The organism is Streptomyces sp. NPDC058864 (assembly GCF_042742985.1).
Lineage (GTDB): Bacteria > Actinomycetota > Actinomycetes > Streptomycetales > Streptomycetaceae > Actinacidiphila.
The window spans coordinates 49945-69739 of the sequence record NZ_JBHYMQ010000015.1 but is presented as its reverse complement, the minus strand read 5'-3'; the positions used below and the strand labels follow the sequence as shown (position 1 = coordinate 69739).

At 72.1% G+C, this 19795-nt stretch carries 20 protein-coding genes; 1 reads left to right on the top strand and 19 read right to left on the bottom strand.

All coding sequences use genetic code 11. From position 1 onward, the window contains the following. Positions 1–78: 78 nt before the first annotated feature. The 12 genes from coaBC to pyrR form a co-directional block, all read right to left on the bottom strand. On the bottom strand, positions 79–1287 hold the full coding sequence (gene coaBC, locus ACFW3D_RS14450; protein WP_500504453.1) for a bifunctional phosphopantothenoylcysteine decarboxylase/phosphopantothenate--cysteine ligase CoaBC: 1209 nt from the start codon (positions 1285–1287) through the stop codon (positions 79–81). A 103-nt stretch (positions 1288–1390) separates the two neighbouring features. Then, entirely contained in the window at positions 1391–1663 is a 273-nt protein-coding gene (gene rpoZ, locus ACFW3D_RS14445) for a DNA-directed RNA polymerase subunit omega (RefSeq protein ID WP_018564174.1), read from the bottom strand. Positions 1664–1692: 29 nt separating this feature from the next. Next, a complete protein-coding gene (gene gmk / locus ACFW3D_RS14440; RefSeq protein WP_500504452.1) occupies positions 1693–2250 on the bottom strand; it encodes a guanylate kinase in 558 nt (185 codons plus the stop codon). A gap of 38 nt (positions 2251–2288) precedes the next feature. After that, positions 2289–2612 carry an integration host factor gene (locus ACFW3D_RS14435; protein WP_018564176.1) on the bottom strand — a complete coding sequence of 108 codons (324 nt, stop codon included), beginning with the start codon at positions 2610–2612 and terminating at the stop codon, positions 2289–2291. 224 nt (positions 2613–2836) lie between these two features. Further along, positions 2837–3670, bottom strand: coding sequence for an orotidine-5'-phosphate decarboxylase (gene pyrF / locus ACFW3D_RS14430; RefSeq protein ID WP_500504451.1), 834 nt, complete (start codon positions 3668–3670; stop codon positions 2837–2839). Next, positions 3667–4782, bottom strand: a complete 1116-nt coding sequence (locus ACFW3D_RS14425; RefSeq protein ID WP_500504450.1) for a quinone-dependent dihydroorotate dehydrogenase — start codon at positions 4780–4782, stop codon at positions 3667–3669. Before ACFW3D_RS14425 ends, pyrF begins: the two co-directional genes overlap by 4 nt. 77 nt (positions 4783–4859) lie before the next feature. Further along, positions 4860–8171, bottom strand: a complete 3312-nt coding sequence (gene carB / locus ACFW3D_RS14420) for a carbamoyl-phosphate synthase large subunit (RefSeq protein ID WP_500504449.1) — start codon at positions 8169–8171, stop codon at positions 4860–4862. Further along, on the bottom strand, positions 8164–9303 hold the full coding sequence (carA, locus tag ACFW3D_RS14415) for a glutamine-hydrolyzing carbamoyl-phosphate synthase small subunit (protein WP_500504448.1): 1140 nt from the start codon (positions 9301–9303) through the stop codon (positions 8164–8166). Before carA ends, carB begins: the two co-directional genes overlap by 8 nt. After that, positions 9300–9872: a PH-like domain-containing protein gene (locus tag ACFW3D_RS14410; RefSeq protein WP_500504447.1), complete on the bottom strand. Its 573-nt coding sequence runs from the start codon at positions 9870–9872 to the stop codon at positions 9300–9302. Before ACFW3D_RS14410 ends, carA begins: the two co-directional genes overlap by 4 nt. Continuing rightward, positions 9869–11167 (bottom strand): dihydroorotase, encoded by a 1299-nt coding sequence (locus ACFW3D_RS14405; protein WP_500504446.1) that lies wholly within the window; start codon positions 11165–11167, stop codon positions 9869–9871. The genes ACFW3D_RS14410 and ACFW3D_RS14405 overlap by 4 nt, the downstream gene beginning before the upstream one ends. Continuing rightward, positions 11164–12147, bottom strand: coding sequence for an aspartate carbamoyltransferase catalytic subunit (locus ACFW3D_RS14400; protein WP_500504445.1), 984 nt, complete (start codon positions 12145–12147; stop codon positions 11164–11166). The genes ACFW3D_RS14405 and ACFW3D_RS14400 overlap by 4 nt, the downstream gene beginning before the upstream one ends. 123 nt (positions 12148–12270) lie before the next feature. Further along, on the bottom strand, positions 12271–12843 hold the full coding sequence (gene pyrR, locus ACFW3D_RS14395; RefSeq protein ID WP_500504444.1) for a bifunctional pyr operon transcriptional regulator/uracil phosphoribosyltransferase PyrR: 573 nt from the start codon (positions 12841–12843) through the stop codon (positions 12271–12273). 298 nt (positions 12844–13141) lie between these two features. Between pyrR and bldD the strand changes: the two genes are divergently transcribed. Then, positions 13142–13642 (top strand): transcriptional regulator BldD, encoded by a 501-nt coding sequence (gene bldD / locus ACFW3D_RS14390; RefSeq protein ID WP_018564185.1) that lies wholly within the window; start codon positions 13142–13144, stop codon positions 13640–13642. Positions 13643–13814: 172 nt separating this feature from the next. On the opposite strand, the gene nusB is transcribed toward bldD, so the two are convergent. From nusB to aroC, 7 genes are all read right to left on the bottom strand, one after another. Next, the gene (gene nusB, locus ACFW3D_RS14385) at positions 13815–14243 is read right to left on the bottom strand and encodes a transcription antitermination factor NusB (RefSeq protein WP_499603347.1); all 429 of its coding nucleotides are present in this window, start codon (positions 14241–14243) and stop codon (positions 13815–13817) included. Between the two features lie 2 nt (positions 14244–14245). Further along, positions 14246–14812: an elongation factor P gene (efp, locus tag ACFW3D_RS14380; protein WP_319134977.1), complete on the bottom strand. Its 567-nt coding sequence runs from the start codon at positions 14810–14812 to the stop codon at positions 14246–14248. A gap of 54 nt (positions 14813–14866) precedes the next feature. Next, positions 14867–15976, bottom strand: coding sequence for a M24 family metallopeptidase (locus tag ACFW3D_RS14375; RefSeq protein WP_500504443.1), 1110 nt, complete (start codon positions 15974–15976; stop codon positions 14867–14869). A 57-nt stretch (positions 15977–16033) separates the two neighbouring features. Then, the gene (locus ACFW3D_RS14370; RefSeq protein WP_500504442.1) at positions 16034–16783 is read right to left on the bottom strand and encodes an AAA family ATPase; all 750 of its coding nucleotides are present in this window, start codon (positions 16781–16783) and stop codon (positions 16034–16036) included. Between the two features lie 136 nt (positions 16784–16919). After that, positions 16920–18023, bottom strand: a complete 1104-nt coding sequence (gene aroB, locus ACFW3D_RS14365) for a 3-dehydroquinate synthase (RefSeq protein ID WP_500504441.1) — start codon at positions 18021–18023, stop codon at positions 16920–16922. Continuing rightward, positions 18020–18535 carry a shikimate kinase gene (locus ACFW3D_RS14360; RefSeq protein WP_500504440.1) on the bottom strand — a complete coding sequence of 172 codons (516 nt, stop codon included), beginning with the start codon at positions 18533–18535 and terminating at the stop codon, positions 18020–18022. Before ACFW3D_RS14360 ends, aroB begins: the two co-directional genes overlap by 4 nt. Next, positions 18532–19716 (bottom strand): chorismate synthase, encoded by a 1185-nt coding sequence (aroC, locus tag ACFW3D_RS14355; protein WP_500504439.1) that lies wholly within the window; start codon positions 19714–19716, stop codon positions 18532–18534. Before aroC ends, ACFW3D_RS14360 begins: the two co-directional genes overlap by 4 nt. Positions 19717–19795 lie beyond the last annotated feature (79 nt).

Genomic DNA, 19795 nt, shown 5'->3' with positions numbered 1-19795 from the left:
ATATGCCGTGACCTGCGACACTGTGCATCACCTCGGGACAGAACGCCAGTAGCGCAGACGTACCGTCCCGAAGTGTCGTCAGACCAGGCGGGCCGCGACCAGGTCCCACACCTGCTCGGCCAGGGCCTCCTTCGGCCCGTACGGCACGGCGGTCTCGCTGCCGTCGGCGCCGAGCACGACCGCCTCGTTCTCCTCGGACCCGAAGGCCTTGTGGTCCCCGACCTCGTTGACGACCAGCAGGTCGCACCCCTTGCGGGCGAGCTTGGCACGGCCGTTGGCCAGCACGTCGTCGGTCTCGGCGGCGAAGCCCACCACGATCTGCGCCGGGTGCGGCCGTCCGGCTGACAGCTCGGCGAGCACGTCGGGGTTGCGCACCAGCTCCACGGGCGCGGGTTCCTCGCCGTCCTTCTTCTTGATCTTGCCCTCGGCGTACCGCGCCGGACGGAAGTCGGCGACGGCGGCCGCCATCACCACCACGTCGGCGTCGGACGCGGCCTTCAGCACGGCCTCGCGCAGCTGCACCGCCGTGCCGACGCGCACCACGTCCGCCCCCGCCGGGTCGGCGAGGCCGGTGTTGGCGGAGACCAGGGTGACCCGGGCGCCCCGGGCCAGGGCCGTACGGGCGAGGGCGTAGCCCTGCTTGCCGGAGGAGCGGTTGCCCAGGTAGCGGACGGGGTCGAGGGGCTCGCGGGTGCCGCCGGCGCTGATGACGACGTGGCGTCCCGCCAGGTCCGTCTCCAGTGCGCGCGGGCCGCGCAGCAGCACCCGGCGGCAGGCCTCGAAGATCTCGGCGGGCTCGGGCAGCCGGCCCTTGCCCGTGTCGACGCCGGTGAGGCGCCCGACCGCGGGCTCGAGGACGATCGCGCCGCGGCGGCGCAGGGTCGCCACGTTCTCCTGGGTGGCGGCGTGCTCCCACATCTCGGTGTGCATGGCGGGCGCGAACACCACGGGACAGCGCGCGGTGAGCAGCGTGTTGGTGAGCAGGTCGTCGGCGAGCCCGTGGGCGGCCTTGGCGAGCACGTCGGCGGTGGCCGGGGCGACCACGACCAGGTCCGCGCCCTGCCCGATGCGTACGTGCGGCACCTCGTGGACGCTCTCCCAGACCTCGGTCGAGACGGGGTTGCCCGACAGTGCCGACCAGGTGGCCTCTCCGACGAAGTGCAGCGCCGAGGCCGTGGGCACGACGCGTACGTCGTGTCCCGACTCGGTGAACCGGCGCAGCAGCTCGCACGCCTTGTAGGCGGCGATCCCGCCGCTCACGCCCAGGACGACCTGTGGCTTCCCCATCGTCTCTCCCGCGCTGTGTTGGACCGTGGTGCGTACCACCCCATGACACACCACGGGCCCGGCGGTCGTGCCGCCGGGCCCGTGGTGTGACGCGTGGGCGCGGTTACTGGACCGGGCCCTCGACGGCCTCGGAGGTCAGCAGACCCGCGTTGATCTCGCGCAGCGCGATCGACAGCGGCTTCTCGTGCACGTGGGTGTCCACGAGCGGGCCGACGTACTCGAGCAGGCCCTCGCCGAGCTGCGAGTAGTAGGCGTTGATCTGTCGGGCACGCTTGGCCGCGTAGATCACGAGGCTGTACTTCGAGTCGGTGGCCTCGAGCAGCTCGTCGATCGGCGGGTTGATGATGCCCTCGGGCGTGGTGATGGAAGAGGACACGCTCTACCTTCCGATTGGGTGCAAAAAGATCAGACTACGGCCATCAAGGCTAGCAGCTCGCGCGCGACGTCCTCGACGGAGGTGTTCACCAGGGTGGTGTCGAACTCCGGCTCGGCCGCCAGTTCGACCCGCGCGGCCTCCAGCCGGCGCTCGATGACCTCGGGGGCCTCGGTGCCCCGGCCGGTGAGCCGGCGGACCAGCTCGCCCCAGCTCGGCGGCGCCAGGAAGACCAGCTGCGCCTCGGGCATCGACTCCCGGACCTGGCGGGCGCCCTGCAGGTCGATCTCCAGCAGGACCGGCTCGCCGGCCTCCAGGCGCTCCAGCACCGCCTGGCGCGGTGTGCCGTACCGGTTCCCCGCGAATTCCGCCCACTCCAGCAGTTCGCCGTTGGCGACGAGCTTGTCGAACTCGTCGTTCTCGACGAAGTAGTAGTGCACCCCGTGTTCCTCACCGGGGCGGGGCTTGCGGGTGGTGGCCGAGACGGAGAGCCACACCTCGGGGTGGACTGTGCGCATATGAGCGACGACCGTGCTCTTGCCGACCCCCGAGGGGCCGGAGAGCACGGTCAGCCGCGGACGTTCACTCATGGAGCGATTATCCCGGTTCCCGGAGGGTGCTGGGAACGTCAGGCAGCGGGGCTGCCGAACTCGCGCTCCAGGGATGCGATCTGGTTGGAGCCGAGCCCGCGGACCCGGCGGCTCTCGGAGATGCCGAGCCGCTCCATGATCTGCTTGGCGCGGACCTTGCCCACGCCGGGCAGGGACTCCAGGAGGGCGGAGACCTTCATCTTGCCGATGACGTCGTTCTCCTGGCCCTGCTTGATGACCTCGTGCAGCGAGGCGCCGGAGTGCTTGAGCCGATTCTTGACCTCGGCGCGCTCCCGGCGAGCCGCGGCGGCCTTCTCGAGCGCGGCAGCGCGCTGTTCAGGGGTAAGGGGCGGAAGAGCCACGCCTACGTCACCTCGGAAGTAGAACTGTCGGATACGGACCGGTGTGGAACCTAGTCGCCCCCCACCTGCAGGGGCAACGTGAAACGCGCAGCGTGCGCGCTCTCGACGGAGACTAGCGGCCCCAGCGGCCGCAGTCAGCGCAAACAAGAAGAAAAGTCCTGGTCAGCGTCAACCGACCAGGACTTTTCGGACAAATCTGCGCAGGTTTCCGGACGTCTTGACCGCTACTTGACGACCGAGGCGAGTTCCGCGACCTCCCTTTCGGCCGCTTCACGAAGCCCCGCGACGGACGGTCCGAGCTTCAGGACGCCCCTGCTGACGCTCGGCACGACGTTGCGCACGGCCTCCCCGAACACCCTGGGGAGGTCGGCCGCGGTGGCCCCCTGGGCGCCGATGCCGGGGGCCAGGAGGGGCCCGTTCACCGCGAGGTCCACACCCGCCTCGTCGAGCGTGGCGCCAACGACCGCGCCGACCGATCCGAGCGGCACGTCACCCTCGTTCTCGGCCGCGATGTGGTTCAGCATCACCTGGGCGAGGGACGCGCCGCCTGCCGCGGTTGACCGCTGCACTTCCGCGCCCTCCGGATTGGAGGTCAGGGCGAGCACGAAGACGCCGCTGCCGCTCGCCCGGGCGGCGTCCAGGGCGGGGCGCAGCGAGCCGAAGCCCAGGTACGGGCTGACGGTCACCGCGTCCGAGAACAGCGACGAGGCGGGATCGAGGTAGGTCGCGGCGTACGCGGCCATGGTGGAGCCGATGTCGCCGCGCTTGGCGTCCATCAGCACCAGGGCGCCGGCCGCCCGGGCCTCGGCGACGGCCGTCTCCAGGACGGCGATGCCGCGGGAGCCGAAGCGCTCGAAGAAGGCGCTCTGCGGTTTGAGGACGGCGACCCGGTCGGCCAGCGCCTCCACCACAGTGCGGGTGAAGCGCTCCAGGCCGGCGACGTCGTCCTGCAGGCCCCAGGCGGAGAGCAGGGAGGAGTGCGGGTCGATGCCGACGCAGAGCGGCCCACGGGTGTCCATGGCGCGGCGCAGCCTGGCGCCGAAGGGCTCGGGGTTCATCGCGGGGTGGCTGCCTTCCGGGTCTCGGCGCCGACGGCGTCGGCGAGGGTGGCGTACGGGCTGGCCTGCAGCAGCGCGGCGAGGTCCCGGTGGATCGTGCGGCACCAGAAGGGGCCCCGGTAGACGAAGGCGCTGTAGCCCTGCACGAGGGTGGCGCCGGCCAGGATGCGCTGCCAGACGTCCTCGGCGGTCTCGACCCCGCCCACCCCGACGAGGGTGATGCGGTCGCCGACGCGGGCGTACAGGCGGCGCAGCACCTCCAGGGAGCGTTCCCCCAGGGGGGCGCCGGACAGGCCGCCGGTCTCCTTGACCAGGGCGGCGTCCGAGCGCAGGCCGAGGCCGTCGCGGGCGACGGTGGTGTTGGTGGCGATGATGCCGTCCAGGCCGAGTTCGAGGGCGAGGTCGGCGACGGCGTCGACGTCCTCGTCGGCGAGGTCGGGGGCGATCTTGACCAGCAGGGGGACGCGGCGGCCGGTGACGGTGCGGTCGGCGGCCTCGCGCACGGCGCTGAGCAGCGGGCGGAGGTGGTCGACGGCCTGCAGGTTGCGCAGTCCGGGGGTGTTGGGCGAGGAGACGTTGACGACCAGGTAGTCGGCGTGGCGGGCGAGCCGCTCGGTGGAGGTGACGTAGTCGGCGACCGCTTCCTCCTCCGGGACGACCTTGGTCTTGCCGATGTTGACGCCGACCGTGGTCGGGAAGACCGCCTTGCGGGCGGCCAGGCGCGCGGCGACCGCGGCCGAGCCCTCGTTGTTGAAGCCCATGCGGTTGATCAGGGCGCGGTCGGCGACCAGGCGGAAGAGCCGCTGCCTGGGGTTGCCCGGCTGCGGCTGGGCGGTGACGGTGCCGATCTCGACGTGGTCGAAGCCGAGCATGGTGAGCCCGTCGATGCCGACCGCGTTCTTGTCGAAGCCGGCGGCGAGCCCGAAGGGGCCGTGCATCCGGCGGCCCAGCGCCTCGGTGCGCAGACCGCGGTGCCGCGGCGCGAGCAGCGCGGCGGCGAAGGTGCGCAGGACGGGGATCCGGGCGGCGAGCCGGATCCAGCCGAAGGCGAGGTGGTGGGCGCGCTCGGGGTCGAGGCGCTTGAAGAACAGGTTGAACAGGAGGGAGTACATGCGCAGCCTTCCGCGGCGGGCGAGGGGGAGGGGGCTCGTGACGAGGGGGACACCGGATCGGTGTCCCCCTCGTCGTCCTACGCCTCGCGGGCGGCGGTCAGGTGTTCCGCGTGTTCCTGCAGGGAGCGGACCCCGACGTCGCCGCGGTTCAGCGCGTCGACGCCCTGGACGGCGGCGGCGAGCGCCTGCACCGTCGTCAGGCACGGCACGCCGCGGGCGACGGCCGCGGTGCGGATGTCGTAGCCGTCCAGGCGGCCGCCGGTGCCGAACGGGGTGTTGACGATGAGGTCGATGGCGCCGTCGTGGATGAGCTCGATGACGGTCGGCTCGCCGTTGGGGCCGGTGCCCTCGCTCTTCTTGCGCACCACGGTGGCCTCGATGCCGTTGCGCTTGAGCACCTCGGCGGTGCCGGAGGTGGCCAGCAGCTCGAAGCCGTGCTCGACCAGCGCCCGGGCCGGGAAGATCAGCGCGCGCTTGTCGCGGTTGGCGACCGAGACGAAGGCGCGGCCCTTGGTCGGCAGCGCGCCGTAGGCGGCGGCCTGCGACTTGGCGTACGCCGTGCCGAAGACCGAGTCGATGCCCATGACCTCGCCGGTGGAGCGCATCTCCGGGCCGAGGACGGTGTCGACGCCCCGGCCGTGCACGTCACGGAAGCGGCTCCAGGGGAGCACGGCCTCCTTGACGGAGATCGGCGCGTCCAGCGGCAGGGTGCCGCCGTCGCCGTGGGCCGGGAGCAGGCCCTCGGCGCGCAGCTCGGCGATGGTGGCGCCGAGCGAGATGCGGGCGGCGGCCTTGGCCAGCGGTACCGCGGTCGCCTTGGAGGTGAAGGGGACGGTGCGGGAGGCGCGCGGGTTGGCCTCCAGCACGTAGAGGATGTCCCCGGCCAGGGCGAACTGGATATTGATCAGGCCCTGGACGCCGACGCCCTTGGCGATGGCCTCGGTGGAGGCGCGCAGCCGCTTGATGTCGTGGCCGCCGAGGGTGATCGGGGGCAGGGCGCACGCGGAGTCGCCGGAGTGGATGCCGGCCTCCTCGATGTGCTCCATGACGCCGCCGAGGTAGAGCTCGTGGCCGTCGTAGAGCGCGTCGACGTCGATCTCGATGGCGTCGTCGAGGAATCGGTCGACCAGCACGGGCCGGTCCGGGCTGATCTCGGTGGACTCGGCGATGTAGGAGGCGAGGCGGGTCTCGTCGTAGACGATCTCCATGCCGCGGCCGCCGAGCACGTAGGAGGGCCGGACCAGGACCGGGTAGCCGATCTCGTCGGCGATGGCCTTGGCCTCCTCGAAGGTCGTGGCGGTGCCGTGCTTGGGCGCGGGCAGGCCCGCCCGGTCCAGGACGCGGCCGAAGGCGCCGCGGTCCTCGGCGAGGTGGATGGCCTCGGGCGAGGTGCCCACGACCGGCACGCCGTTGTCCTTCAGCGCCTGGGCGAGGCCGAGCGGGGTCTGGCCGCCGAGCTGGACGACGACGCCCGCGACGGGACCGGCCTGCCGCTCGGCGTGGACGATCTCCAGTACGTCCTCCAGGGTGAGCGGCTCGAAGTAGAGCCGGTCGGAGGTGTCGTAGTCGGTGGAGACGGTCTCGGGGTTGCAGTTGACCATGACGGTCTCGTAGCCCGCGTCGCTCAGCGCGAAGGAGGCGTGCACGCACGAGTAGTCGAACTCGATGCCCTGGCCGATGCGGTTCGGGCCCGAGCCCAGGATGATCACCGCGGGCTTCTCGCGCGGGGCGACCTCGCTCTCCTCGTCGTAGGACGAGTAGAAGTACGGGGTGCGGGCGGCGAACTCGGCGGCGCAGGTGTCGACCGTCTTGTAGACCGGCCGGACGCCGAGGGCGTGCCGGACCTCGCGGACGACGTCCTCGCGCAGACCGCGGATCTCGGCGAGCTGGGCGTCGGAGAAGCCGTACCGCTTGGCCTCGGCGAGCAGCTCGGGGCCGAGCTTGTCGGCGGCCGCCAGCTCGTCGGCGATCTCCTTGATCAGGAAGAGCTGGTCGACGAACCAGGGGTCGATCTTCGTGGCGTCGAAGACCTCCTGCGGGGTGGCGCCGGCCCGGATCGCCTGCATGACGGTGTTGATCCGGCCGTCCGTGGGGCGCACCGCGGCGAGCAGCAGCTCGCCCTTGTCGCCCGGGTCGCCGGTGAAGGCGAACTGGCTGCCCTTCTTCTCCAGGGAGCGCAGCGCCTTCTGCAGGGCCTCGGGGAAGTTGCGGCCGATGGCCATGGCCTCACCGACCGACTTCATGGTGGTGGTGAGGGTGGCGTCGGCGACCGGGAACTTCTCGAAGGCGAAGCGCGGCACCTTCACGACGACGTAGTCGAGCGTCGGCTCGAAGGAGGCCGGGGTCTGCTCGGTGATGTCGTTGGGGATCTCGTCGAGGGTGTAGCCGACGGCGAGCTTGGCGGCGATCTTGGCGATCGGGAAGCCCGTCGCCTTGGAGGCGAGCGCCGAGGAGCGGGACACGCGCGGGTTCATCTCGATGACGATGACCCGGCCGTCCTCGGGGTCGACCGCGAACTGGATGTTGCAGCCGCCGGTGTCGACGCCGACCTCGCGGATGACGGCGATGCCGACGTCGCGCAGGATCTGGTACTCGCGGTCGGTCAGCGTCATGGCGGGCGCGACGGTGATGGAGTCGCCGGTGTGCACGCCCATGGGGTCGAAGTTCTCGATGGAGCAGACGACCACGACGTTGTCGTGCTTGTCGCGCATCAGCTCCAGCTCGTACTCCTTCCAGCCGAGGATGGACTCCTCCAGGAGCACCTCGGTGGTCGGCGAGAGCGTCAGGCCCTGGCCGGCGATGCGGCGCAGCTCCTCCTCGTCGTGGGCGAAGCCGGAGCCGGCGCCGCCCATGGTGAAGGAGGGTCGGACGACGACGGGGTAGCCGCCCAGGGTGTCGACGCCCGCGAGGACCTCGTCCATGGTGTGGCAGATGACCGAGCGGGCGGACTCGCCGTGGCCGATCTTGGCGTTGACGGCCGCGACGACCTCCTTGAACAGGTCGCGGTCCTCGCCCTTGTTGATGGCCTCGACGTTGGCGCCGATCAGCTCGACGCCGTACTTGTCGAGGACGCCCGCCTTGTGGAGCGAGATCGCGGTGTTGAGCGCGGTCTGGCCGCCCAGGGTGGGCAGGAGCGCGTCGGGGCGCTCCTTGGCGATGATCTTCTCGACGAACTCGGGGGTGATCGGCTCGACGTAGGTGGCGTCGGCGATCTCCGGGTCGGTCATGATCGTGGCCGGGTTGGAGTTGACCAGGATCACCCGAAGGCCCTCGGCGCGCAGGACGCGGCAGGCCTGGGTACCCGAGTAGTCGAACTCCGCGGCCTGGCCGATGACGATCGGGCCGGAGCCGATGACCAGGACGGACTGGATATCGGTGCGCTTAGGCACGCTGGCCCTCCATGAGCTTCACGAAGCGGTCGAACAGGTACGCGGCGTCGTGCGGACCTGCGGCGGCCTCGGGGTGGTACTGGACGCTGAAGGCGGGGGTGTCGAGGAGCCGCAGGCCCTCGACCACGTCGTCGTTGAGGCACACGTGGGAGACCTCGACCCGCCCGTACGGGGTGTCGGTGACCTGGTCGAGCGGCGCGTCCACGGCGAACCCGTGGTTGTGCGCGGTGACCTCGACCTTGCCGGTGGAACGGTCCTGCACCGGCTGGTTGATGCCGCGGTGGCCGTACTTCAGCTTGTAGGTGCCGAAGCCGACGGCGCGGCCGAGCAGCTGGTTGCCGAAGCAGATCCCGAACAGCGGGGTCTTCCGCTCCAGGACGCCCTGGATGACGGTCAGGTCCGCGGTGGCCGGGTCGCCGGGGCCGTTGGAGAGGAAGACGCCGTCGGGGCCGACCGCGTAGACCTCGTCCAGGGTGGCGCCGGCGGGCAGCACGTGCACCTCGATGCCGCGCTCGGCCATGCGCTGCGGGGTCATCCCCTTGATGCCGAGGTCGATCGCGGCGACGGTGAACTTCTTCTCGCCGACCGCCGGGACGACGTACGGCTCCTTGGTGGCGACCTCGGCCGAGAGGTCGGCGCCCTTCATCTGGGGGCTGGCCTGCACCGCGGCCAGGAGCACGGCCTCGTCGGCGTGCGCCTTGTCGCCGGAGAAGATGCCGACCCGCATGGCGCCGCGCTCGCGCAGGTGCCGGGTGAGCGCCCGGGTGTCGATGCCGCTGATGCCGACGACGCCCTGGCGGGTCAGCTCCTCGTCCAGGGTGCGGCGCGAGCGCCAGTTGGACGGCACGCGTGCGGGGTCGCGGACGACGTAGCCGGCCACCCAGATGCGGGAGGACTCCGGGTCCTCGTCGTTGACCCCGGTGTTGCCGACGTGCGGGGCGGTCATGACGACGACCTGGCGGTGGTAGGACGGGTCCGTCAGGGTCTCCTGGTAGCCGGTCATGCCGGTGGAGAAGACGGCCTCGCCGAAGGTCTCCCCCACGGCCCCGTAGGCGCGGCCGCGGAAGGTGCGGCCGTCCTCCAGGACGAGTACGGCAGGGACCCTCGCGGGCCGCTGGGTGGAGGTCGTCATCGTGCGCCTTCCTGGTCGTGCGTGAGAGTGTTCAGGGCCTCGACCCACGCGGCGTGCTCGGCGGCGTGGTCCGAGCGGAAGCCGGAGTCGATCAGCCGGTCGCCGTGCGCCCAGGTGACCACCAGCAGGCCGCCCTCGGTGAGGACCTTGCCGGCGATGCCCTTGTCGAGGCGTGCGCCGCGCAGCTGCGCGGCCGGGACGAAGAAGCTCGGCGCGCCGGTGCGCCGGACGTCCAGCCCCCGGTCGGTGAGGGTCAGCTCGACGCGGCTGCGCACGCCCAGCCCGTGGGCGACGATCCGGTCCAGCCACTGCCCCGCGGTGGTGCTGCCGTGGTAGCGGCCGCTCGTCGTGAGCAGGACCGGCCGGGGCTCACCGGTCTCCTCGGGGGCGACGGGGAGTGCGGGCAGGTCGCTCTGGAGGGTGCCGCGCCACTTCCAGCCCTGGCGCATCAGCCAGTAGACGAGGGCGATGAAGAGCAGCAGCCCGACGACCCAGCCGATGCGGGCCGACCAGTCGGTGACCTCGGCGGAGTGCTTCCCCTCCGCCGCGATGAGTACCAGAGGTGTCACGAGAGCTTCCCGTCCATGACCGTCGCCTTGCCCCGCAGGAACGTGGCGAACACCTGGCCCGGCAGCTCCAGACCCTCGTAGGGGGTGTTGCGGCTGCGGGAGGCGAAGCCCGCGGGATTCACCACACCACGGTATGCCGGATCGACCAGGGTGAGGTTCGCGGGCTCACCGGCCGAGACGGGCCGTCCGTGGCCGGCGAGGCGGCCGATCGCCGCGGGACGGAGCGACATCCGGTCGGCGACGCCGGCCCAGTCGAGCAGGCCCGTGTCCACCATGGCGTGCTGGACGACCGACAGCGCGGTCTCCAGGCCGATCATGCCCATGGCCGCCGCGCCCCACTCGCAGTCCTTGTCCTCGTGCGGGTGCGGGGCGTGGTCGGTGGCGACGCAGTCGATCGTGCCGTCGGCGAGCGCCTCGCGCAGCGCCATGACGTCGGCCTCGGTGCGCAGCGGCGGGTTGACCTTGTAGACCGGGTTGTAGGTGCGCACCAACTCGTCGGTGAGGAGCAGGTGGTGCGGGGTGACCTCGGCGGTGACGTCCCAGCCCTTGGACTTGGCCCAGCGGACGATCTCGACCGAGCCGGCCGTGGACAGGTGGCAGATGTGCACGCGGGAGCCGACGTGCGCGGCGAGCAGCACGTCGCGGGCGATGATCGACTCCTCGGCGACGGCCGGCCACCCGGTCAGGCCCAGCTCTCCGGAGACGAGGCCCTCGTTCATCTGGGCGCCCTCGGTCAGCCGGGGCTCCTGGGCGTGCTGGGCGACGACGCCGTCGAAGGCCTTCACGTACTCCAGGGCGCGGCGCATGATCACGGCGTCGTCGACGCACTTGCCGTCGTCGGAGAAGACCCGCACACCGGCGGCGGAGTCGGCCATCGCGCCGAGCTCGGCGAGCTTCCTGCCCTCCAGGCCCACGGTGACGGCGCCGACCGGCTGGACGTCGCAGTAGCCGTGCTCGCGGCCGAGGCGCCAGACCTGCTCGACGACGCCGGCGGTGTCGGCGACGGGGAAGGTGTTGGCCATGGCGTGGACGGCGGTGTAGCCGCCCGCGGCGGCGGACCGCGTGCCGGTGAGGACGGTCTCGGAGTCCTCGCGGCCGGGCTCGCGCAGGTGGGTGTGGAGGTCGACCAGGCCCGGCAGGAGGATCTTGCCCTCGGCCTCGACCACGGTGGCGCCCTCGGGGGCGGTCAGGCCCGGGCCGACCTCGGCGATGGTCCCGCCGTCGATCAGGACGTCCTGCGGCTCTCCGCCGAGGATCCTCGCGCCGCGGATCAGGGTCTTCGGGGTCGCGCTCATGCTTGGGTGTTCTCCTCGGTGCGGACGGGGGCGGGGGCGGAGACGGCGGGCTCGGCTCCGCCGAGCAGTAGGTACAGCACGGCCATGCGGATGCTGACGCCGTTCTTCACCTGCTCGACGGCGGTGCAGCGCGGCGAGTCGGCGACCTCGGCGGTGATCTCCATGCCGCGGTTCATCGGGCCGGGGTGCATCACGACGGCGTGCTCGGGCAGCGCGGCCATGCGCAGGCCGTCGAGGCCGTAGCGGCGGGAGTACTCCCGCTCGGTGGGGAAGAAGGCGGCGTTCATGCGCTCGCGCTGGACGCGCAGCATCATCACGGCGTCGGACTTGTCGAGCACAGCGTCCAGGTCGTAGGAGACCTCGCAGGGCCAGTCCTCGACGCCGATCGGCAGCAGGGTGGGCGGCGCCACCAGGGTGACCTCGGCGCCGAGGGTGCCCAGCAGCAGCACATTGGAGCGGGCCACCCGGCTGTGCAGGACGTCGCCGACGATAGTGATGCGGCGGCCGGCCAGGTCGCGGCCGGGGCCGGACAGGTGGCGGCGCATGGTGAAGGCGTCCAGCAGCGCCTGCGTGGGGTGCTCGTGGGTGCCGTCGCCGGCGTTCACCACGCTGCCGCCGATCCAGTCGGAGTACGCCAGCCGGTGCGGCGCCCCGGACATGTGGTGGCGGATGACGACGGCGTCGGCGCCCATGGCCTCCAGGGTGAGGGCGGTGTCCTTCAGGGACTCGCCCTTGGACACCGAGGAGCCCTTGGCGGAGAAGTTGATGACGTCGGCCGACAGGCGCTTGGCGGCGGCCTCGAAGGAGATGCGGGTGCGGGTCGAGTCCTCGAAGAAGAGGTTGACGACCGTGCGGCCGCGCAGAGTCGGCAGTTTCTTGATGGGCCGGTCGGCGACGCGGGCCATCTCCTCGGCCGTGTCGAGCACGAGGAGGGCGTCGTCGCGGGTGAGGTCGGCGGCCGAGATCAGGTGGCGCTTCATCGGGTCACTCCGGAGGATGCGTGCGGGGGCGGACTGGGTGGCGGCACGCCACGTCTCCCGGGCAGGCCGGGGGCGGGGACGGGCGGGCATGGCGCCGCCCCGGGAGCCGGGGCGGCGCCCGCGCTACTCGTCCGCCGGGGAGCCGTCGCGTACGCCGAGCAGGACGCAGTCGCGCCCGTCCTCCTCGGTCAGGTGGACCTTGACGGTCTCGCGCAGCGAGGTGGGGATGTTCTTGCCGACGTAGTCGGCCCTGATGGGCAGCTCGCGGTGGCCGCGGTCGACCAGGACGGCCAGCTGCACCGCGCGGGGACGGCCGATGTCGCCCAGCGCGTCGAGCGCGGCGCGGATCGTGCGGCCGGAGAAGAGCACGTCGTCGACGAGGACGACCAGTCGGCCGTCCACCCCGTCGGCCGGGATCTCGGTGCGGGCGAGCGCGCGGGCCGGGCGGAGCCGCAGGTCGTCGCGGTACATGGTGATGTCGAGCGAGCCGACCGGGATCTTGCCGGCAGTGATCTCGTCGAGCTTGTCGGCGAGCCTGCGGGCCAGGTGGACACCGCGGGTCGGGATGCCGAGGAGCACCACGTCGTCGGCGCCCTTGGCGCGTTCGACGATCTCGTGGGCGATGCGGGTCAGCACCCGCGCGATGTCCGGGGCCTCGAGGACGGGCCGGGCCGGATCGGAACCGATGGTGGTCATGAAAGAAGGACCTCCTTCCCCGCCTCACGGGACGGGCCTTAAAGGACGCCAAAACGTACGGCTCAACCGTATCAGGCACCCTGGCGTGCTCCCTGGCGGGGTCTGGCGGCGGCCTGGCGCGGCCCTCGGGGCGGGTCCGCCGCCCGTACCACGATCGACCGCGGATCCCGGCCGAAAGGCCGGTGACCGGCCATTCCTCGCTCTTCCGGGGGACCGGTGTGGACCATTCGGCTTGACGGATTCCAATTACGCTGCGTAACCTCACAGTGAGTTACTGAGTTTCCGTCCGGGGAGCCATATGTCCAGCGATTACGCCAAGCAGCTCGGAGCAAAGCTCCGCGCCATCCGCACGCAGCAGGGACTCTCCCTCCACGGCGTCGAGGAGAAGTCCCAGGGCCGCTGGAAGGCCGTGGTGGTCGGTTCCTACGAGCGCGGCGACCGCGCCGTGACCGTGCAGCGCCTCGCCGAGCTCGCCGACTTCTACGGCGTTCCGGTCCAGGAGCTGCTGCCCGGTTCCGCGCCCGGTGGTGCCGCCGAGCCGCCGCCGAAGCTCGTCCTCGACCTCGAGCGGCTGAGCCAGGTGCCGTCCGACAAGGCCGGTCCGCTGCAGCGCTACGCCGCCACGATCCAGAGCCAGCGTGGCGACTACAACGGCAAGGTGCTGTCGATCCGCCAGGACGACCTGCGCACCCTCGCCGTCATCTACGACCAGTCGCCCTCGGTCCTGACCGAGCAGCTGATCAGCTGGGGCGTCCTCGACGCGGACGCACGGCGCGCGGTGCAGCACGAGGAGGGCTGACGCCCTCGGGAAGCAGAAACGTCCCGCCCCTTGGGCGCGGCCGCCCAGGCCGCGTTCGAGGGGCGGTTGTGTTTCCCGCCGCGGCATGCCCCGGCGCGGTTCGCCGCACGCCGCCCGGACACACCGCGGGCCCGGAACGCAGCGCGTTCCGGGCCCGGTGAGCCGTGTGGGCCTACTCCTCCCGGAGGGAGGGCTTCAGCTCCTTCAGGCGGGCCAGCAGGCCGTTCACGAACGAGGGCGACTCGTCCGTGGAGAACTCCTTGGCGAGCTGCACGGCCTCGTCCAGGACGACGGCGTCGGGGACGTCGTCCTCCCAGATCAGCTCGTAGGCGCCGAGCCGCAGGATGTTCCGGTCGGTCACCGGCATCCGGTCGAGGGTCCAGCCGACGGCGTGCTTCGACAGCAGTTCGTCGATGCGCCTCGCCCGTTCGGCGTAGCCCTCGACGAGCTGCATCGTGTATTCGCTGACCGGCGGCTGCCGGTCGTCGGTCCGGGCGAGCCTGATCCAGTCCGCCATGGCGGTCTTGGGGCTGACACCCCGCTGCTCCGCCTCGAAGAGGATCTGGAAGGCGCGCTTGCGGGCCTTGTTACGAGCGGCCACGGTTAGCTGGTCACCCGGCCGAGGTACTCACCCGAGCGGGTGTCGACCTTGATCTTCTCACCGGTGGTGATGAAGAGCGGGACGCCGATCTCGTAACCGGTCTCCAGCTTGGCGGGCTTGGTGCCACCGGTGGAGCGGTCGCCCTGGACCCCGGGCTCGGTGTATTCGATGACCAGCTCGACGGCGGCCGGGAGCTCGATGTAGAGCGGCGAGCCCTCGTACATGGCGACGACGGCCTCGAAGCCCTCCAGGAGGAAGTGGGCGGCGTCGCCGACGACCTCGGGGGTGATGTAGACCTGGTCGTACGTGTCCATGTCCATGAACACGAAGCTCTCGCCGTCCTTGTAGGAGAACTGCATCCCGCGCTTGTCGACGTTGGCCGTCTCGACCTTCACGCCGGCGTTGAAGGTCTTGTCGACGACCTTGCCGGAGAGCACGTTCTTGAGCTTCGTACGGACGAAGGCGGGGCCCTTGCCGGGCTTGACGTGCTGGAACTCGACGACGGACCAGAGCTGGCCGCCGTCGAGCTTGAGCACGAGGCCGTTCTTGAGGTCGTTCGTGGTGGCCACGGTTGCGGAATCTCCTGCACTGCTGCTTCGGGGACCCGGAGCCGCGGCCGCCCTCTACAGGGCGAGCAGCTCCTTGGTCGTGATGGTGAGTAGCTCGGGCCCGCCGTCCGTCGGGGGACGCACGACGAGTGTGTCGTCGATGCGGACACCGCCGCGGCCCGGGATGTGGACTCCCGGTTCGACGGTGACCGGCACGCAAGCGTCCAGTTTACCCATGGCCGAGGGGGACAACCGAGGGTCCTCGCCGATCTCCAGTCCGACGCCGTGTCCGGTGGTCTCCCCCAGCGCCTCGCCATGGCCCCCGGACTCCAGCACATGGCGCGCCGCGTGGTCCACGTCACGGCAGGCGGCACCGGGCGCGAGGGCCTCCCGGCCGGCCCGCTGGGCCGCGAAGACCAGGTCGTACAGCTCGATCTGCCAGTCCGCCGGCGTGGTGCCGATGACGAAGGTGCGCCCCACCTCGCAGCGGTAGCCGCGGTAGCAGGCGCCGAGGCAGACGGTGAGGAAGTCGCCCTCCTCCACGCGCCGGTCGGTGGGCAGATGGCGGGCGGCACCCGAATGGGGGCCGGTGCCCACGCAGGTGGGGAAGGCCGGCCCGTCGGCCCCGTGGTCGATGAGACGGCGCTCCAGCTCCAGGGCGAGGTGGCGTTCGGTGCGGCCCACCAGGATCGACTCCAGGAGCTCGCTGAGCGCCTGGTCGGCGATCTCGGCGGCGATCCGCAGTGCGGAGATCTCCTGCTCGTCCTTGACCAGGCGGAGCTGTTCCACGGCCGAACCCAGGTCGGACAGGCGCACCCCGGGGGCCGCGCTGCCGACGGCGCGGTGCCGCGCGACGGTGAGGTGGTGCTCCTCCACCGCCAGGGCGTCCGCCTTGCGGTCGGCGGCCAGCGCGGCGGCGGTGACCGCCGGATCGCCCTCGGGGCCGGACAGGACGACGCCCCGCACGTCGTCCGGGAGCCGGCCCTCGGCCAGGTCGCCGGACGGATGACGGTGGTGGACCAGCACGTCCTCCGGCCCCGGCCCCACCAGCAGCACGGTCCCTGGCGGGGCGCACCCGGTCAGGTAGCGGACGTTGGCGGGTCGGGAGACGAGCGCCGCCGCCGATCCGGCCGCCGCGCACCGGTCCCGGAGGCGTTCCCTGCGGGCAGCGTGCACCTCGGACATGTGGCGAGCGTACGTCGCGTGCCGCCGGTCGGCCTCTCGAGAGCTGCCGGGCGGCGGCTACCAGGCGGGCGGTCCCTGGACGCTGCGGGTGACGACGCTGTCGAGCGCGGCGGCGGCCGCGGCCACGTCGAGGTGGGAGTTGTCGATGATCGGCAGCCCGGAGCCGTACCAGCCGGCCATGCGGCCGTGGATCCGGGCGACCTCCTCGTCCGACAGCCGCCGGTTGCCGCTGCGCTGGGCATTGCGGGCCAGCACGATGTCGAGGCCCGGCAGGAGGACCACGGGCAGCAGACCGGGCCCGACGTGGCGCTTCCAGCCGCCCAGGCCGACGACGGGGCGGTCGGGGAAGACCGCGTCGTCGATGATGCAGGAGATGCCGTTCGCAAGGAAGTTGCGGGCCGCGAAGCCGCAGGTGCGGCGGGCGAGGCGGTACTGCGCCTCGGAGTTGTCGTTCCATCCGGACTGCGGGTCGGCGAAGCCGGAGCGGACCCACTCGCGGACGTCGTCCAGGCTGATGTGGGCGGTCGGCACGCCCCGGTGGTCGGCCCAGTGCCGCGCGATGGTCGTCTTGCCCGCGCCGGCCGCGCCGATCAGCAGGACGGCTACGGGGCCGTGCGTGGTGTGCGGGAGAGGGGCGCCGCCGCTGCCGGCGGACTGCGGGGGCGGCGGGACCGGGTGCTGTACGGGGGCACCGTGGGCGATCGGGAAGTGGCCGGTGGTGCCCGGGGGCTGCGGCGGCGGCCCTGGCTGCCCGGCCTGCTGCCCACCGTGCGGCGGTGGCAGCGGCGCACCCACGGCATGCTGCATCGAGGCCACTCCGTCCGTACAAGAGCTTTCAGGTTCGACCGAACGCTACCGTCAACGGCCGCAGTTGTGTGAACGGCCGGGCAGCCCACGGGGTGCCCGGCCGTTCGGGATCCGCCGTCCCGTCACGCGTGCGCGCCTACTTGGAGATCTCCGCGTAGGCGGCGAGGAGCACCCCGGGGTCGGGGGCCTCCAGGACGGTCGGCTTGGCGAGGCCGTCGAGGACGATGAAGCGCAGCCGGTCGCCGCGGGACTTCTTGTCCACCTTCATCGTCTCCAGCAGCCGCGGCCACTGGTCGCCGCGGTAGGTCAGCGGCAGGCCGACGGACTCCAGCACGGAACGGTGGCGGTCGGCAGTGGCGTCGTCCAGCCGGCCGGCCAGGCGGCCGAGTTCGGCGGCGAAGACCATGCCGATGGAGACGGCCGCGCCGTGCCGCCAGTTGTAGCGCTCGTTCTTCTCGATGGCGTGGCCGAGGGTGTGGCCGTAGTTGAGGATCTCGCGCAGCCCCGCCTCCTTGAGGTCCGCGGAGACCACCTCGGCCTTGACGCGGATGGCGCGCTCGAGGAGTTCGGCGGTGTGCGGGCCGCCGGGGCCGCGGGCGGCGGCCGGGTCCCGCTCGATCAGGTCCAGGATCACGGGGTCGGCGATGAAGCCGGCCTTGATGATCTCGGCGAGACCGCTGACGTAGTCGTTGACCGGCAGCGACTCCAGCGCCGCGAGGTCGCAGAGCACCCCGGCGGGCGGGTGGAAGGCGCCGACGAGGTTCTTGCCCTCGGCGGTGTTGATGCCGGTCTTGCCGCCGACCGCGGCGTCCACCATGCCGAGCACGGTGGTCGGCACGGCGACCCAGCGGACCCCGCGCAGCCACGTCGCCGCGACGAAGCCGGCGAGGTCGGTGGTGGCACCGCCGCCGACGCCGACGACGACATCCGTACGGGTGAATCCCGACTGGCCGAGCGCCCGCCAGCAGTACGCCGCGACCTCGGTGGTCTTGGCCTCCTCGGCGTTGGGCACCTGGATGGCGACGGCCTCGTAGCCCTGCTCCGCCAGGTCCTCGCGCAGCGCCTGGCCGGTGGCCTCCAGGGCCTCGGGGTGGATGACGGCGACCCGCGCCGCCTTGTCGCCGATCAGGCCCGGCAGCTCGCCGAGCAGCTGCCGGCCGACCAGCACCTCGTACGGCTCGGTGCCCTCACTGCCTCCGACCCGGATGCGGATGGGGGCGTGTGCGGCGTGCTCCGTCATGCGTTCTTCAGCTCCAGTGCGTCCAGGACGGCGTCCGCGACGTCCTCGGGGGTCCGTCCCTCCGTGCCGACCACGGCGCGGGCGACCTCGGTGTACAGCGGGCGGCGGGCCTCCATCAGCTCGCGCCACTGCCGCCGCGGGTTGACGGCGAGCAGCGGGCGGGCGGCATCGAGGCCGACCCGCTTGACCGCCTCGGCGACGTCCATGTCGAGGAAGACCACGGGCAGGCCGGCCAGCAGCTCGCGGGTGTCCTCGTCGAGGATCGCCCCGCCGCCGAGCGCGAGCACGCCCGGGTGCTCGGCGAGCGCGACCCGGACGGCGGCCGCCTCCAGCGCGCGGAAGTGCTCCTCGCCGTCCTCGACGAAGATGTCCGCGATCGGCCGGCCCTCGGCCTCCACGATGTCGGCGTCGGTGTCGCGGCAGGTGGTGCCGAGCCGCTGGGCGAGCAGCTCTCCGACGGTGGTCTTGCCGACCCCCATGGGGCCCACCAGGACAACGACCGGGCCGCTCATCGGATCGCCAGGTTGTCGAGGTAGCCGCGCACGTTGCGGCGGGTCTCGGTGACGCTGTCGCCGCCGAACTTCTCCGCGACCGCGTCCGCCAGGACCAAGGCGACCATCGCCTCGGCGACGATGCCAGCGGCCGGGACGGCGCAGACGTCGGAACGCTGGTGGTGGGCCGCGGTGGCCTCGCCGGTGGCCACGTCCACGGTGGCCAGGGCGCGCGGCACGGTGGCGATGGGCTTCATCGCGGCCCGAACCCGCAGCAGCTCGCCGGTGCTCAGGCCGCCCTCGGTGCCGCCGGAGCGGCCGGTGGAGCGGCGGATGCCGTCCTCGGTGGAGACGATCTCGTCGTGCGCCTTGGAGCCGGGGACGCGGGCGAGCTCGAAGCCGTCCCCGACCTCGACGCCCTTGATGGCCTGGATGCCCATGAGGGCGGCGGCCAGCCGGGCGTCCAGCCGGCGGTCCCAGTGCACATGGCTGCCGAGGCCGACCGGCACGCCGTAGGCCAGCACCTCGACGACGCCGCCGAGGGTGTCGCCGTCCTTGTGGGCCTGGTCGATCTCGGCGACCATCCGCTTGCTCGCGTCCGCGTCCAGGCAGCGCACGGGGTCGGCGTCGAGCTTGTCGACGTCGGCGGGCGTGGGGAGGACGCCGTACGGGGCCTTGGCCGCGGCGAGCTCCACCACATGGGAGACGATCTCGATGCCGGCCGTCTCCTTGAGGTAGGAGCGGGCCACGGCGCCGAGCGCGACACGCGCTGCGGTCTCACGGGCGGAGGCGCGCTCCAGGATCGGCCGGGCCTCGTCGAAGCCGTACTTCTGCATGCCGGCGAGGTCGGCGTGGCCGGGACGCGGCCGGGTCAGCGGGGCGTTGCGGGCGAGCCCGGCGAGGATCTCGGGGTCCACCGGATCGGCCGCCATGACCTGCTCCCACTTGGGCCACTCGGTGTTCCCCACCATGATCGCGACCGGGGAGCCGAGGGTGAGCCCGTGGCGCACCCCGCCGAGGAAGGTGACCTGGTCCTGCTCGAACTTCATCCGGGCACCGCGGCCATAGCCGAGCCGCCGCCGCGCGAGGTGGTCCGCCACCATCTCCGTGGTGATCGGGACACCGGAGGGCAGACCCTCCAGCGTCGCGACGAGTGCGGGGCCGTGCGACTCCCCCGCGGTCAGCCAGCGCAACCTGCTCAACGGTGCTCGCTCCTTCATCATCGCCCGGACCGCGGCGAGGCGGACCGGACCATCCGTGCGTAAACCGATCCTTTCACGT